15 protein-coding genes are annotated in these 15,174 nt (G+C 43.3%); 10 read left to right on the forward strand and 5 right to left on the reverse strand.

The window, feature by feature from the left end:
• Nucleotides 1–62: 62 nt before the first annotated feature.
• Complete coding sequence (locus tag NSU15_RS13235) at nt 63–596, reverse strand: SRPBCC domain-containing protein (RefSeq protein WP_339290774.1); 534 nt, start codon at nt 594–596, stop codon at nt 63–65.
• Nucleotides 597–614: 18 nt separating this feature from the next.
• Nucleotides 615–947, reverse strand: a complete 333-nt coding sequence (locus tag NSU15_RS13240) for a metalloregulator ArsR/SmtB family transcription factor (protein ID WP_339290776.1) — start codon at nt 945–947, stop codon at nt 615–617.
• 332 nt (nt 948–1,279) lie between these two features.
• Between NSU15_RS13240 and NSU15_RS13245 the strand changes: the two genes are divergently transcribed.
• From NSU15_RS13245 to mnhG, 7 genes are all read left to right on the forward strand, one after another.
• Nucleotides 1,280–1,918 (forward strand): hypothetical protein, encoded by a 639-nt coding sequence (locus tag NSU15_RS13245; RefSeq protein ID WP_231574176.1) that lies wholly within the window; start codon nt 1,280–1,282, stop codon nt 1,916–1,918.
• Nucleotides 1,919–2,043: 125 nt separating this feature from the next.
• Nucleotides 2,044–4,908, forward strand: a complete 2,865-nt coding sequence (locus NSU15_RS13250; protein ID WP_339291342.1) for a Na+/H+ antiporter subunit A — start codon at nt 2,044–2,046, stop codon at nt 4,906–4,908.
• Nucleotides 4,908–5,246, forward strand: a complete 339-nt coding sequence (locus NSU15_RS13255) for a Na(+)/H(+) antiporter subunit C (RefSeq protein WP_042187622.1) — start codon at nt 4,908–4,910, stop codon at nt 5,244–5,246. The genes NSU15_RS13250 and NSU15_RS13255 overlap by 1 nt, the downstream gene beginning before the upstream one ends.
• Entirely contained in the window at nt 5,243–6,721 is a 1,479-nt protein-coding gene (locus tag NSU15_RS13260) for a Na+/H+ antiporter subunit D (protein ID WP_339290778.1), read from the forward strand. The genes NSU15_RS13255 and NSU15_RS13260 overlap by 4 nt, the downstream gene beginning before the upstream one ends.
• A gap of 5 nt (nt 6,722–6,726) precedes the next feature.
• On the forward strand, nt 6,727–7,200 hold the full coding sequence (locus NSU15_RS13265; RefSeq protein ID WP_339290779.1) for a Na+/H+ antiporter subunit E: 474 nt from the start codon (nt 6,727–6,729) through the stop codon (nt 7,198–7,200).
• The gene (locus NSU15_RS13270; protein ID WP_339290781.1) at nt 7,200–7,493 is read left to right on the forward strand and encodes a Na(+)/H(+) antiporter subunit F1; all 294 of its coding nucleotides are present in this window, start codon (nt 7,200–7,202) and stop codon (nt 7,491–7,493) included. The genes NSU15_RS13265 and NSU15_RS13270 overlap by 1 nt, the downstream gene beginning before the upstream one ends.
• A complete protein-coding gene (mnhG, locus tag NSU15_RS13275; protein ID WP_339290782.1) occupies nt 7,468–7,872 on the forward strand; it encodes a monovalent cation/H(+) antiporter subunit G in 405 nt (134 codons plus the stop codon). Before NSU15_RS13270 ends, mnhG begins: the two co-directional genes overlap by 26 nt.
• A 115-nt stretch (nt 7,873–7,987) precedes the next feature.
• On the opposite strand, the gene NSU15_RS13280 is transcribed toward mnhG, so the two are convergent.
• Together NSU15_RS13280 and NSU15_RS13285 are read right to left on the reverse strand one after the other, a co-directional pair.
• Entirely contained in the window at nt 7,988–8,365 is a 378-nt protein-coding gene (locus NSU15_RS13280) for a PilZ domain-containing protein (protein WP_339290783.1), read from the reverse strand.
• 118 nt (nt 8,366–8,483) lie between these two features.
• Nucleotides 8,484–9,065, reverse strand: a complete 582-nt coding sequence (locus NSU15_RS13285; protein ID WP_076121573.1) for a TetR/AcrR family transcriptional regulator — start codon at nt 9,063–9,065, stop codon at nt 8,484–8,486.
• Between the two features lie 228 nt (nt 9,066–9,293).
• On the opposite strand from NSU15_RS13285, the gene NSU15_RS13290 reads away from it, so the two are divergent.
• Nucleotides 9,294–10,553, forward strand: coding sequence for an MFS transporter (locus tag NSU15_RS13290; RefSeq protein WP_081954074.1), 1,260 nt, complete (start codon nt 9,294–9,296; stop codon nt 10,551–10,553).
• Between the two features lie 180 nt (nt 10,554–10,733).
• On the opposite strand, the gene NSU15_RS13295 is transcribed toward NSU15_RS13290, so the two are convergent.
• Nucleotides 10,734–12,182, reverse strand: a complete 1,449-nt coding sequence (locus tag NSU15_RS13295; RefSeq protein WP_339290786.1) for a 4-hydroxyphenylacetate 3-hydroxylase N-terminal domain-containing protein — start codon at nt 12,180–12,182, stop codon at nt 10,734–10,736.
• A 304-nt stretch (nt 12,183–12,486) separates the two neighbouring features.
• Here NSU15_RS13295 and NSU15_RS13300 point away from each other — a divergent pair, with 304 nt between their 5' ends.
• Together NSU15_RS13300 and NSU15_RS13305 are read left to right on the forward strand one after the other, a co-directional pair.
• Nucleotides 12,487–12,867, forward strand: coding sequence for a BlaI/MecI/CopY family transcriptional regulator (locus tag NSU15_RS13300; protein ID WP_339290787.1), 381 nt, complete (start codon nt 12,487–12,489; stop codon nt 12,865–12,867).
• Nucleotides 12,868–12,872: 5 nt separating this feature from the next.
• A complete protein-coding gene (locus NSU15_RS13305) occupies nt 12,873–15,110 on the forward strand; it encodes a M56 family metallopeptidase (RefSeq protein WP_339290789.1) in 2,238 nt (745 codons plus the stop codon).
• Nucleotides 15,111–15,174: the final 64 nt, after the last annotated feature.

Genomic DNA, 15,174 nt, shown 5'->3' on the forward strand with positions numbered 1-15,174 from the left:
TTTTTCACATATATATTAGATAACCAACTTATTTAAGCTGCTGATGCTCCGTTCATGTCTTCTTAGTTGCTCTTTTGTAAATTCTCAAGATGTACGTCCAGATTATCAAAGGTTTGTGAAATACCCGGTAGCATACCCATATCGATCACTTGTTGTAGCGCTTCTGGAGAGGCATATTTCCCGGTGTTAACCAACTTCGTTTGACCATCCAGTTCGATAAAATCTAGTTGGACTAGTGTTTCAGGCAGATCTTCTGAAATATTACCTTCTGCATCTGAGAACCAGTCTGTGTAAATAATTTGCTTCGGGATCGTAATTTCCCGATAAAGCGCCTTGCCCCAAGACTCCATACCGTAGAAATCACCTTGATTCTTATCCTCACATTTCATGCAATAATGCCAAGTGCCTCCTGGACGAAAATCGACATGGCATACAGGAAGCGTCCAACCTTTTGGTCCCCACCAATGCTTCAAATGCTCAGCCTCAGAAAAAGCCTTAAAAACTAGCTCACGCGGAGCTTTAAAAATACGCTCTAATATTAAAGTGCTGCCTTCAACTTTGGATACTAGTTGGTTAGTTGGGTTAGAATTTGTCATTGGATAAATCCTCCTCGATTATATTTCCTTATCTAATTCCTTGCTTTGTAGCTTTTGCAAGTAATCATCCAGTCGATCATAGCGTTCCTCCCACATATGGCGGTAGGATTCTAACCAAGCGTCTAATTCCTTAAAAGGGTCTGGGCGGAGCTTGCAAATGCGCCGATTAGCAACAGCTTGAACTTCAATAAGTCCCGCTTCGCTGAGAACTCGCAAATGCTTGGATGCTTGAGGCTGCCGTAGCTGTAGACTATCCGCGATTTCTCCAACGGTTAAGGGATTGTCGCGTAATAGATCAACGATCTGCATACGATTAGGCTCAGCTAAAGCACTCATTACGTTAGTATTCATAAACAAGTATCACTTCGATTCATTGAATTCATCCGCAAGTTTAATATACCATATAGGGAATATTCCCGTAAATGAATATTTAAAAAATCTATATTTCTATAAGGGATTACGAAGTTTATGTTGTTAGAAATTTGAAATAATGCAGTGAATGAGAACTTCAATAGAAGGGCATAGTACAAGCATTACGAAGAAATAAGTTCCATGACAACCATCAAACTTTACAATAAACATAGGAATAGATATAATTAAGTATAACTTATCAGGTTTTGAATTACGTAAGGGGCCTAACGCCAGTAGGCTCCTTTTGTTTTTCTTAGCCTTGTAACAGGAGGGTGAAGGTCATACACAATGAAAAAATCATGGTTTGTGTTCATTATGGTCCGCATGGGGAACGTTTAATCCGGCGTGGTGTCCAATTGTCTGAAATAATAGGGGCGCCATTGTTTGTATTAAATGTCGATAGTTCGGACATTGATGAATATAATCAGAGCAAAGAAATGTATATGACGGTCTGGAAACGTCTTGCCGATGAAGCTGGCGCAGAATTTATCATTCGGAAACGTGAAGGCCGGAAAACAACAGATATTATTGTAGAAGTTGCTGAAATGAATGAGGTTACACAGATCGTCATCGGACAATCTGCTCAGACTCGATGGCAGGAGCTTACCAAACGCAATTTCGTCAATGAACTCATTGGTAAAATGAAAATGATGGATCTGCACGTCGTGGCCGTACAGCGGATGCGCGCCGGTCTGGAAGAAACCCATGAGGAAGGCGTTATCGCCTACCTGGTCAAAAATGGGGATGAGTATCAGCTCAGTGATGAACCCAAGGGAGAGTATTCGCTTAAAGGGAAGTTCTTTCACGAACTACACACCGAATTTGAGAACGGTTTATTCAGAATTGAGCAAGAAGATGGAAAGGCTAGATATTTGCATATTTGTGATGGCACATTAACCGATACTTTATAATCGGGAGTGCTCTTATCACATGAGGGCCTTTACTTTAGGCCCTTCCAATCATATGATCTTTGGCTTTTGGTAAAAAAGTAAGTACTAAAGTTCACAACTTGATAAGCTCAAGTGGAAAAGGAGGACTGCCTTTGCTGCATGTAATCATACTTGTTCCGTTTCTAATGGCCTTAGTAATCGCACTTTTGACCAAGAGGGCATCCAACCTTCATAGAGGATGGTTTGTTTTCCCCGGTTCGCTCGCATTGTTTATTTATTTTTTAACCCGGATTCCCGTTATTAAGGGTGGGGAATTGGGTTATGAAACGATTTCTTGGATTCCTTCACTAGGAATTGATTTGGTTTTCCATCTGGATGGATTAAGTTTACTGTTTGCTTTGTTAATCACTGGAATGGGTAGCCTTGTAATTATCTATTCAATTTTTTATCTGGACCGACGAAAAGAAGCGTTGACACCTTTTTATATTTATCTAATGTTGTTTACGGGTGCGATGCTTGGCGTTGTACTTTCGGATAACTTGATGGTGTTATACGGTTTTTGGGAATTAACAAGTGTTTCGTCATTTCTGTTAATTGCTTTTTGGCATCGGAGGCAAAAATCGCGGTATGGTGCTCTGAAATCAATGCTGATTACCGTATTCGGTGGTTTAGCGATGTTTGCCGGTTTTTTGATGCTGTATGTAATGACAGGCACCTTTAGTATTCGGGAAATTTGGAGTGAGGTTGGCGATATCAGTGGGCATGCGTTGTTTATTCCAGCGATGCTACTAATTCTGTTAGGCGCATTCACTAAATCAGCTCAGTTCCCGTTCCATATCTGGCTGCCGGATGCCATGGAGGCACCGACACCCGTTAGCGCGTATCTTCACTCGGCAACGATGGTTAAAGCCGGATTGTATCTTGTCGCCCGTTTCAGCCCTATTTTTGCGGGGCAATATGAGTGGTTCTGGATTGTGTCAGGCGTCGGTTTGATCACCTTGATTTATGGTTCTATCCAGGCGATGAAGCAGACGGACCTGAAGGCTCTATTAGCCTATTCAACAATTAGTCAACTTGGACTGATTATGGGATTGCTGGGAATGGGATCGGCAGCGGCATTTTATATAGGAGAAGAAGCTGTCTTTTATACTGCTGCAACAACAGCGGCTATCTTTCATCTTATTAACCATGCCATCTTTAAAGGCTCGTTGTTTATGATGGTCGGTATAGTTGACCATGAGACAGGTACCCGGGACCTGCGAAAGCTAGGCGGACTGATTTCCATTATGCCGGTTACCTTTACGGTAGCGATGATCGGCAGTTTCTCCATGGCTGGTTTGCCGCCATTTTCAGGATTTTTAAGTAAAGAGATGTTTTTTACAGCTGTCCTGAATATCCGAAACTTGGATATATTCTCTATTCCCTCGTTGTTTACGCTCTTCCCGGTTTTGGCCTGGATTGCCAGCGTGTTTACTTTTGCATACAGTATGATTTTGGTATTCCACACCTTTTTCGGAAAATATCAGCCTGAGAAGCTGGACAAAAAACCGCATGAAGCCCCATTTGGACTTCTGCTTGCCCCGTGCCTGCTAGCAGTGCTGTCTATATTTATTGGTTTTTTCCCGAATATATTATCTAATACACTTATTATCCCTGCAATGAATGCTATTCACCCTATCTTGCAGACCGGGGAACCTTTTGTTGTGAATATCCATTTCTGGCATGGCTGGACACCAGAAGTATGGATGACACTTGGTGTTGTGATTCTTGGTATTACTGTATACCGAATCTATGGCCGTTTAAGTCTGGTCGATAAAGAATGGGGCAGTGGCTACACTTTAAATCAAGTCTATGACGGAGTAATCCGGCTGGTTGAGATATTGTCTAGATGGGTGACTGGTTCTTATATGACTGGTTCCATGAGACATTATTTAATGTATATTTTTTCCTTCCTGATCGTAACGATTTGCGGTGTCGTCTGGTATTCAGATGGAATTACACTTGGTACGACTGAGTATACTCCTTTTTCTTTGTTTGAGGTTATTGCTGTAATGGTTTTGCTTCTAGGTGCTTTAGCTATTCCGTTTGTGCGTTCCAGAATAACAGCCATTTTGTTAACAGGAATGGTTGGTTATATGGTTACTTTGCTCTTTGTTCTGTTCAGAGCTCCTGATCTGGCGCTTACGCAAATGATTGTTGAAGTGGTATCTGTTACATTATTCCTATTATGTTTCAGGCATTTGCCTAGGCTGGAAAAAGAGAAGCTCAAACCTCGTGCGCATTTCCTGAAACTAATTATTTCCATCGGGATGGGCGTAACGATGACATTGGTTGCACTTGCTGCTTTAGGTAGTAGTCCGTTCGAATCCATCTCGAAATATTATGTGGAGAATAGCTATACTTTGGGTGGCGGTAAAAATATTGTCAATGTTCTGCTCGTTGATTTCCGCGGCTTTGATACCATGTTTGAAATAACAGTACTAGGCCTCGCCTCGCTTGCTATTTATTCCATGATCAAGCTGCAGTTGGATGGAGAGGGTACAGCAGCCCAACTGAAGAGGGTTGTTCCCTATAATAAGCCTCGTTATTCCCGAAGTGATGATGTGTTACTGCAAGCGGTAGCTAAAGTAGCATTCGTTATCATTCTGATATTTTCGTTGTTTTTGTTTTTTGCCGGTCATAATAATCCGGGAGGCGGATTTATTGGGGCTTTGATGGCTTCTGCAGGTTTGGTGCTACTTGCTATTACTTTTGGGATGGATATGGTTGAGAAGGTGTTGCCTATTAATTATCGTAAGTTAATTGCGATCGGGATTTCGATTGCTTTTCTTACCGGGGGTGGCTCATTTATATTCGACGTACCCTTCCTGAGCCAAACGTTTGGATATTTCCAATTGCCGCTTATGGGCAAAACAGAATTAACCACTGCAATGTTCTTTGATCTTGGTGTTTATCTAGCGGTTATTGGTGTCACTATGAATATCATACTTACGATCGGGAGGGATAGCTAATGGAGCTTGTTGTTGCCTTGGCGATCGGCGTATTGTTTTCTGTAGGTGTTTATCTAGTCCTTTCCAAAAGCTTGCTACGCATCCTGCTGGGTACTAATTTAATTACCCATGGTGTTCATTTACTGCTACTGACAATGTCGGGTCTGAAGACAGGTGCTCCACCTTTGCTAGGTGAAAAAGCGGAGGCGTATGTAGATCCGTTACCGCAGGCGCTCATTTTGACCTCTATTGTAATTAGTTTTGGAGTAACAGCATTCTTCATTGTTTTGGCATACCGGACTTACCGTTCGACGGGCACGGATGATGTGGAAGGAACCAAGGAGGAGAGACAACAATGAACAACTTGCTAGTGCTGCCTCTGCTGATTCCGGCCTTTACGGCAGTTATACTGATTTTTCTAAAAGAACGAGTGGATCTGCAACGTATGATCAGTGCCGTCAGTGTGTTTTTAAATATCTTGGTTGCTGGAATCATTGTGTACCAGGTAAGTACAAAGGGCATCCAGACCCTATATATGGGGGGATGGCTTCCACCTTATGGCATTGTGTTTGTTGCTGATATGTTTGCGGCCTTACTTGTGCTAATCGGTGCTATTGTTGGTGCGGCTTGCTTATTTTTTTCCTTCGCCAGCATTGGGGAAGAAAGAGAACGGTTTTATTACTATCCCTTTTTCCATTTTCTATTAACTGGGGTGTTTGGCTCCTTTCTCACAGGAGATCTGTTTAACTTGTTCGTCTGCTTTGAGGTCCTGTTAGTTGCCTCGTACGCTTTAATTGTACTTGGTGGCTCTAAAGGTCAACTGAGAGAGACGTTAAAATATGTACTAGTTAACGTGATTTCCTCTTCCTTGTTTGTAGCAACGCTTGCTTATTTATATGCCGCGACAGGAACGCTGAATATGGCACATCTATCTATGCGTGTAGCAGAGGCGGGACAAGGCGGTGTAATGAACGTCATTGCGGTCCTGCTGCTGATCGTATTTTCGATAAAGGCAGGTTTGCTGCTCTTTTTCTGGCTCCCGGATTCTTACAGCGCACCACCTGTGGCTGTTAGAGCACTGTTTGGGGCATTGTTAACGAAAGTGGGATTGTATGCAATTACGCGTACCTTTACATTGATTTTTATTCAAGAACCGGGACTCACCCATTCACTGATTGCCTGGATGGCGGGAGCGACGATGATACTTGGTGCAATCGGTGCATTGGCTTACAATGATCTGGGCCGAATATTTAATTATAATATCATTATCAGTGTTGGATTTATCGCTTTTGGGATTTCTGTTGCGACTCAGGATTCGTTAAATGGTGTAGTGTTTTATTTAATGCATGACATGGTTGCTAAAGCATTATTATTTTTCCTGGGCGGGATGATTATCTCAGCCTCGGGCACCGACCGCTTAAAAGAAATGGGTGGCTTAATCCGACGCTATCCGTGGACCGGCTGGATGTTCTTCGTACTGACTTTGGCGTTGGTTGGTGTTCCACCACTTAGTGGTTTCGCTGGAAAAGTGATGATGGTGCGTAGCGGATTTGGACAGAATCATGTGGCTCTGGCACTAATTGCACTTGCATCAAGCTTCATAGTGTTATATTCCTTGATCAAGGTATTCCAGCAGGTATTCTGGGGTGGCGAGAAAAGGGAAGAACAAGTCAAACCGCTTCATTATAAAGCTATGATGGCACCGGCAGCTGTTTTGTTCGCGCTTGTAATTCTGATGGGTGTAGGTGCTGAGACGGTAAACGGATATGTCAGCCAAGCCGGAGCCGTACTGGCTGATCCAGCACTATACATTAACGCTGTCATGAAGGAGTAGATACTATGGCTTTTCAACTATTATTGAATTTCATGATAGCATTCCTGTGGATGTTTCTGCACAATGACTGGACTGGGCCGCGTTTCGTCATTGGTTTCCTGCTCGGTATACTCATTCTGCTCGGAATGCGACGCTTTTGGCCCAGGTTATATCTTGGAAAAGTGTGGGCGATCATTAAGCTAATTCTATTGTTGCTGCGTGAACTGGTCGTTTCAAGTTATGTAGTAGTAAAAGCCGTTCTGAGACCGGAGCTTAATGTACGTCCAGCTATACTGAAATATACTACAGAGCTGAATTCGGATTGGGAAGTGGCTACGTTGATCACGATGCTCTGTCTCACTCCTGGATCTGTGGTACTTGAAGTTTCGGATGATAATCGGACATTGTATATTCATGCCATGGATGTTGATGACCCTGCACAGTTCAGAGCGAATATCCGAGACACCTTTGAGCGTGCGATACTGGAGGTGACCCGCTAATGATTCATTTTATTCTTATGCTGTCCATTACGATCATGACTCTAGCTATAGGCGTATGTGCCTGGCGTTTGGTGAAAGGACCCTCTTTACCTGACCGGGTGGCTGCGCTGGATACGATTGGAATTAATCTGTTAGCAATGGTAGCCGTTCTGTCAGTCTTACTCCAAACGCGGGCTTTTATTGAAATTATTTTGTTAATAGGAATTCTTTCTTTTATCGGAACAACGGCTTTTGCCAGATATATAGAGAGGGGAGTGGTGCTCGAACATGGAAATGATCAAGACAGTCGGTGAATTGCTGTTTGCTTTGTTAATTCTGATGGGGGCATTGCTTAGTGCCGTAAGTGCTATTGGTTTGATTAGGCTACCTGATGTTTATCTAAGATCACATGCTGCTGCCAAAAGTGCTACTCTCGGTGTTTTATGTGTCTTGGTTGGGGCTTTTCTATATTTTGCATTTTTTCAGGATCATATTAGTGCAAAGCTATTACTAGGGATTGTCTTCGTATTTATAACTGCACCTTTATCAGCCCACCTGACAGGTAGAGCGGCGTATCGCTCTGGCGTTCCTCATTGGGATCGAAGAATTCAGGATGATTTAAAAGAGGTGCTGGAGAAAGAGCAAGTTATACCAGTATCCCCTGAACGAGATGTACCTCAAGAACAAAGATAGAAGCGTTAGGAATTAATCTTGATATTCAATAACAGCAGCAAAAATTTAACAAACCCGCGTCTACACGCGGGTTTGTTTTTTTTATTAAACGGATCACTATTCTGATTTTGATCGTTCAACGAACCAATATTTTACCTTCTCCAGCGAGCCTGCGGAGCACCCTCGGAAGACACTCAATATCTGCTTCAGGAATGTCTAATTGAATACCGTAATGGAAACAGTCCTGCTGTTCTCTATTCCATTTCAGGATTCCTTCTAAGTAAATAGATTCATCCGTAAGATTCATTTCCATACCAATCCGTACTAGGTTATTTTCTGGATTAATGTTGAGGGGTAACGATAAGTGGCAGCCGGTCCGGCTGATGTTGAACAATACAGCTCTTACAGGCTTAGAAGGCACCTGGATTCCGTTAATGCTAAGAATATGAAGATCAAAGGTTACAGGTTCTTTAAGGGTATATCGAAAAGGTTCAGTTCTGCGATTAGTGTTCATATGCTCCTCCATACTTTTCCATCTACTATAAATTATCGACAGAAAAACAGGATTAGTGAAGAGCTGTTAAACATAATAACGTTTCGTAGTTACAAAATCACTACCTGATTTTTTGATTTTATCGCAACAATGTAAGTATTTCTTTTACAGAATTATCTACAAATGATCTTTCAGGACGGGATTTCATGATCACGGTAAGTCCAATTAATGATATGACTAATGCCTGCGCTAAACTCTTTGCGTTAATAGCGGGATCAAGCTCACCTGAGCGCAAACCTCGATCAATCGTTTCTTGAAATATTACCGAGAGATACATCTGGTGTTCTCTTGTTAGGACCTCGAATTTCTCATCATGGGGTGAAAGTTCAACCATCGAATTAATGCAAAAGCATCCCCAGTTCGGATTTTGCCCATATTCTTTTTCTACCATATTTTCAAAGAAGGCACGGAAAGCTTCTTTAACAGAAGAACTGTTTTGAAGTTTGTTCCGAATATAGGCTGCATGAGAACTTGTATATTTCCGCAACGCAGCTTCAAATAGTCCTTTTTTGTCTCCAAAGGTTGAGTAGATGCTAGGCCGCTGGATACCCATTCTTGATGTCAGGTCGCTTAAAGAGGTAGCTTCAAACCCTTTTTCCCAAAATACTTGCATAGCTGCATCCAATGCTTTTTCCTCATCAAATTCGCGTGGTCGAGCCATAGTAACTCCCTCTTTTCATATCGAACGGTATGATATGATTTTATGGTTTGAATATTATTATGTCAATAAGAAATGAACGTATAAATAGTCGGTTTCTAATTTTCGATTGTTCATAAGCTAATCTCTTGACAGTTATCTTTTTTTTGAGTTATATTTGTCAAACGTATTTACGTACTGATCGGTATGTAATGTATGAATTTGATAAAAGTTAATCAGGAGGCGTTATTTTTGGGGGAATCTGTTGAGGAATCGAAAGCTATTATAGCGGATCAAACAGTCAAAAAAGCTGAAAAAGTACAAGGAGGGTTTAGAGCGTCGGAACAAGTGCCTGTATCAATAATATCTCGTAATGTGGCACTTTTATTTTCCATCGCCTGCGGAATAGTTGTTGCTAACATATATTATGCGCAACCTTTACTGGACGCTATTTCGAACGAGTTTGGTATTTCTCATTCATTCGTTGGACTTGTTATTACAATCACTCAAATTTTTTATGCACTTGGACTGTTATTACTAGTGCCTCTGGGTGATCTATTAAATCGGCGTTGGCTGATCGCTGGACAGATGCTCCTATCCGTATTGGCTTTAATTGTCGTTGGTACTGCCACCAGCAGTATTGTGTTATTCATAGGTATAGCAGCGGTTGGGTTTCTTGCCGTAGTGACACAGACGCTCGTTGCATTCGCGGCAACTTTGGCTGCTCCAGCTGAACGTGGGCGTGTCGTTGGTGTTGTGACAAGTGGAATCGTAATTGGTATTCTACTGGCGCGAACTTTCGCTGGCATATTAATGGATTTAGCAGGTTGGCGTTCTGTCTACCTTGTTTCCGCTGTATTAACACTAATCATGGCATGTGTATTGTTTCGGGTGCTGCCACATTATGAGCACAAAAGAGAATCATTATCTTACCTACAGTTGATTCGTTCAATGTTCACGTTGTTTGCTCAGGAACGAACTTTTAGAATCCGTGCTGCACTAGGCATGATGATTTTTACCGCTTTCAGTATATTATGGACGTCTCTAGTATTACCTCTCAGCGCCCCACCGTTTTCCCTTTCACATACAGCGATTGGAGCGTTTGGTCTCGCAGGTGTTGCAGGCGCTTTAGCAGCAGCGCGAGCAGGTCGTCTCGCCGATCGAGGTTTAGGGCAGAAGACCACCGGTGTAGCCTTGATTCTTTTGCTCATATCATGGTTGCCCATAAGTTATGTTCAACATTCACTTCTTGCATTAATCGTTGGTATTATCCTTCTTGATCTTGCAGTACAAGCCGTACATGTCACCAATCAGAGCATGATTCTTACTCTGCGGCCTGAGGCACGCAGTAGGCTTACTGCCGGCTATATGATTTTCTATTCCATTGGCAGCGCCACTGGGTCGATTGCATCAACCAGTATCTATGTTTACTTTGGCTGGAACGGAGTGAGTTTATTAGGTGCAATTGTGAGTGCTTTGGCTCTTCTATTTTGGTCATTAACAAAGGAGTAACCCGTAGGGATGAATAGTAACGCTGATCTCGCGAGGGTAGTTGGGAAGACTTGATTTATTAATAGGTACAATTTCTAAGCTTAACGCTCCAGCCAAGGCTATAGTGGTTCATATCGCCTGGCTGTGGAGCATTCGAAAAGGGCAATTCAACATGAAGAATAAACACAAGCTCAATTAGATCTATTGATGAATGAATTCGTGAATAATCTGACGGAAGTATTCGTGATTATCATAGCTGTTGTACATACGCCAGGCCATTGTTTCTGAATTTCCGAAAAATAACCGTTCAAACTGGGTTTGACGACCGCCGAATGCACCCGCTCCTAGTTCCCATGCGAGCCGGAATAAGGCATTTCGATACCATGCATCCGAGACATTACCCTTCAAATACTGATGGAGATACGAACCGGCATTTGAAGTGAAGTCGGATTCTGAGGTGATCATGATGAGACCGCTTGAACTGAGATTTTGAACCATCTCAATCATCTTTGGATAAAGCTCTGAAAAGTGAATGGTTGAAGCCAGTAGTGGGCCTTTATCAGGTACGAGATATCCAAAACGATCATGGGATGCCCCTAATTCAGAAGCAAGTCTTAATGCTTTGAATGTTTCTAGAAATGTTATTATTCTGGAAATCGGCAGGAGAGTGTAGGGCTCGAGGACAGCATTTTGTTCTTCTGCCAAAGATTCTAGCACACCGAGAAAGAACTCAGTTTTAGCAATATAGCGGGTAACGATTTGGTGGGCCATATGCGTATGAAAGTGACTCTCGCTAAACAATCGGGCGCAGTAAACCTCATCGCCGTAATAAAATATTCGATCATGAGGGATAAGCACGCGGTCAAATATAACAAGCGTATCCATTTCTTCATATCTTGAACTTAACGGATGGTCGTAGGTAGATGTGGCTGCGTAACTTTCACGGCAAACAAAAGTCATCCCAGGTAAATCATTAGGCACTGCAAAGGCAAACGCAAAGGGATTATCATCATCCACAAGAGATGGTGAAGGAGTGGGGAATACAAGCATTTCATCGCATGTAGCCCCTTGTGTTGCCATCATAAAAGCACCGGTTACAACCATCCCTTCATCATTGATTTCTACAACTTTAGCTGCAATAGAATCCTCAGTAGCATCAATTTGACCGGATATTTTACTCGCTTGAGGCTGGATGAAGGCATGGGATAATGTAATGTCATGATCTCGGCAGTAGGCATAGTATTTCCTGAGGTTCTCAGCGTATTTCGGATTAAGATCCTCAAGGATATCGGCAGCAGTGAACAGAGACATGATCGCCGTGTTCATATAATCTGGGGAACGTCCTAAAAAACCGTGATGTCTGCTCGACCAGAGTTCAATCATTTTTCTTCGACGTTCTAAATCTTCAACACTTTTGGGCGGGAGGAAAGATAGACCAACAAGCTCTCCAGTATCAGGCGAAGGGTAGGTCATCTGTGCTAAATAACGTTCGTCACACTGCATGTTGTACATTTCGGCTTGTGTTTGTATGAGGCCTTGAAATGCAGGATGTTTGGATAAGGGCCCTTCTATACGCGTTCCTTTGTACCAGATATTGATATTTTGCCGATCGATTCGTTCGATGTATTGATTACCATTTTTAATAGGCACACGTTCCACCTCTTTGGAGAGCTGTATTAATATTTTTAATGTACGTAATCATAATTCTTCTTGTACATTGTCCATACACCGAGTCAGTGAAGGGGCCAACCTTAATTTAAACTATACAAAAAGGATATTCACAATTATTTCCCCTAATATTATGCTCTGCACTATGGATCGAGCGAATCACAGCTGTTCGAACGGGAAGTGTCCCTCTCGTGACTTTTTAAGGTTGACATAAACGAGACTTACTTGTATATTTTTGACATTGGATTACAAGTGTAGTCATACGGTAGAAAGAAAGGCGGATAGGATGATGTCTACGGAAATTCCAAAAATCTCGGATGCCGAGTGGGAAGTAATGAAGGTGCTGTGGACTGGAGCCCCGCACACAGCAGGAGAGATTGTTGAAGCTTTGGAGGGCAGCCGGGACTGGAACCCAAAAACGGTGCGGACGTTGATAAAGCGTCTGACGGAGAAAGGGGCTATCGGTTACAACCAGACAGGAAGGGTGTATTCGTATTATCCTCTGGTGCGGGAAGAGGAATGTGTCCAATCGGAAACACAATCTTTTCTGAAGCGGATTTACGGTGGAACGCTGCGTCCGATGCTAGTCAACTTTTTACAGGATGAGAAGCTGTCCCGAGAAGATATTGAAGAATTGAAGAGAATTTTGGATGAGCGAAAGGACTGAGTCGCTTGCTGGAAGCTGCATACAATCTGTTCGTTAAGATATTGTCACTATCCGCTATGGCGAGCGTCCTGGTGTTGCTGATCCTGGTAACCCGTTTCTTGTTCAAGAATCGATTGAAACCGACCTGGACGTATCTTCTGTGGATACCGCTGATCGTGAGGTTAGCCGTCCCTTGGACACCGGAAAGTGCATTCAGCATTTTTAATTTGTTGCCGCTGGAGACAGAATCAGCCCAGACTTTCTATATTCCTTCTGTGCAGACGAATGTAGGTGATTTACCTGTGTCCGGGATGAATACTCAAGAGGTGGACTCAACCACGGTCGCTGAAAAAACAGGAACAGGAACTTCAAAGCAAGCTGAGAAATCGGAGAGTATGACACTGGTGACTACGGAAATCTACGCTCCTTCTGAGACATCAAATGCAGGCTGGACGTCGATACATTTACTGGTTCTGATATGGCTTAGCGGAGCCGTGGTAATGATAAGTCTGTCGGTTCGTGAACAGCTGCGATTCACGGCACGGGTTCGAGGGGAACCGGAGATCCGTTCCGCAGATATCCTGCGGTTATTCGAAATGTGCAAACGAGAGATGAAGGTAAGGCGCTCAGTGAAACTGGTCGAGACGAAGCAGATTGCTGTGCCCACACTACTTGGTGTTATGCGCCCCAAGCTGCTGCTGCCGACAGCCATGTTGTACACGCTGGAGGCAAACGAGCTGCGTCATATATTTCTGCATGAGCTGGCGCATGTGAAACGTCGTGATATTTCGCTGAATCTGCCGACAGGACTGCTGCTGGCCCTGCATTGGTTCAATCCGTTGCTTTGGTATGCGGTTAGCCAAATGAAACGGGATCAAGAGGTCGCTTGTGATGCGCTGGCTTTAAAGCATCTTGCATCGGAGCACCACAAAGACTACGCACGGACTCTTCTTAAACTATTGGAAACATTGACCGATCCCATCCGAGTGGCTGGTGCAGCCGGCATTTCAAGCAGCAAAAAGGAAATGAAAAGAAGGATAACCATGATCACCAGGCATAAAAAGATCACAGCACAAAACACGGTGTTAGGGTTAGCAGTAATTATGGTCTTAAGTGGCTGTACCTTGACTGGGGCAAAGCTGAGTTCTACATCAGCCCCGGAGAAGAGTGTTGTTATCCCGTCAGCTTCTCAGGCTAAAGATACAACTGTAATCGATCCCAAAGGAACGCTATTAGCGGAGAAGAACGGAATTACTGTAACTGCAAAGCCCACGGCTGAGCATGCACTTTTGCATGAAGTCACGGTAGATGTACGCGGTGAAGTTAACCGAACGTTTTTGTGGAATGCCGGTGAAGATGAATCACGGCCTCCTTCCATTGAAGAAGCCGATCTTAACGGGGATGGTACTAAAGAAATCTTTATTCGTATTACTACCGGCACTGGAACAGGGCTCTCAATGAGTGAGATTCATGTGCTCCAGCCTGTCACTCTGGAAGAGCTTGTGGTAGAGGACCCGGTCGAGACGCTAAATCAGAGGCTGAAATCTTCCATTACACACCGGAATAACCACACCTACGTATCCGCTGAACTAGACGGAAAGCATTTGACTAAAGTGTATGATTACACTGAGGGGGCTTGGGGCGAGAAGATTGGATTTGGTGCCGTAGTTTCGTATGAGCTGGAAGGGGACCGTATTGTAGCCCGTTTGGCAGGTGCAGCATCCATCTCTGAGTTTCCGCTTGAAGTTATTGTCGTTTACGGCAAGGAACTGACCATTGAGAGTGTACAGATGTACTATGGCTCGTTTATTTCTCCTCCGCTCAGTGAACAGGATATTAAGTCCTTGCTGGAAAAAAAGCTTCCAGCTAGCGGTTGGACCTTTGGTAAAAAAGGCGATCAATACACGATTAATTTTATGGATCCACCGAATGGCGTAGGGGAAGGCCTTAGCTATAAAATTAATCCGCTTACCGGTACGGTTCATGATACAACTTCTGGCAGTCCAGTGAGAAGCCTTGTGAATCGAGAAGCGATAGATCTGTGGGACATATCTAACGGTACGGAATACAAGAAGGAGCTGTATAAGTTACTTCAGCCAATCTTTGATACAGAAGGCTTCGAGCCAATAGATGACGATTGGATTTCCGGCTTTATTGGAGATGGTTATTTGTTCAGTAATGTTAGGCAAAGCGGCAGGGAGTTCACGATAAAAGTGGATGTTTTCACCGGTCAATGGGAAGAAATTGCTGACCCGTATAAATAGTTATGTCGATGTCGAAGAACCTTGTAACAATAAAGAAAGCCCGTGCCCAGCACGGGCTTTCTTT

Origin of the sequence: Paenibacillus sp. FSL E2-0201 (assembly GCF_037963325.1) — a bacterium.
Taxonomy (GTDB): Bacteria; Bacillota; Bacilli; order Paenibacillales; family Paenibacillaceae; genus Paenibacillus_AQ.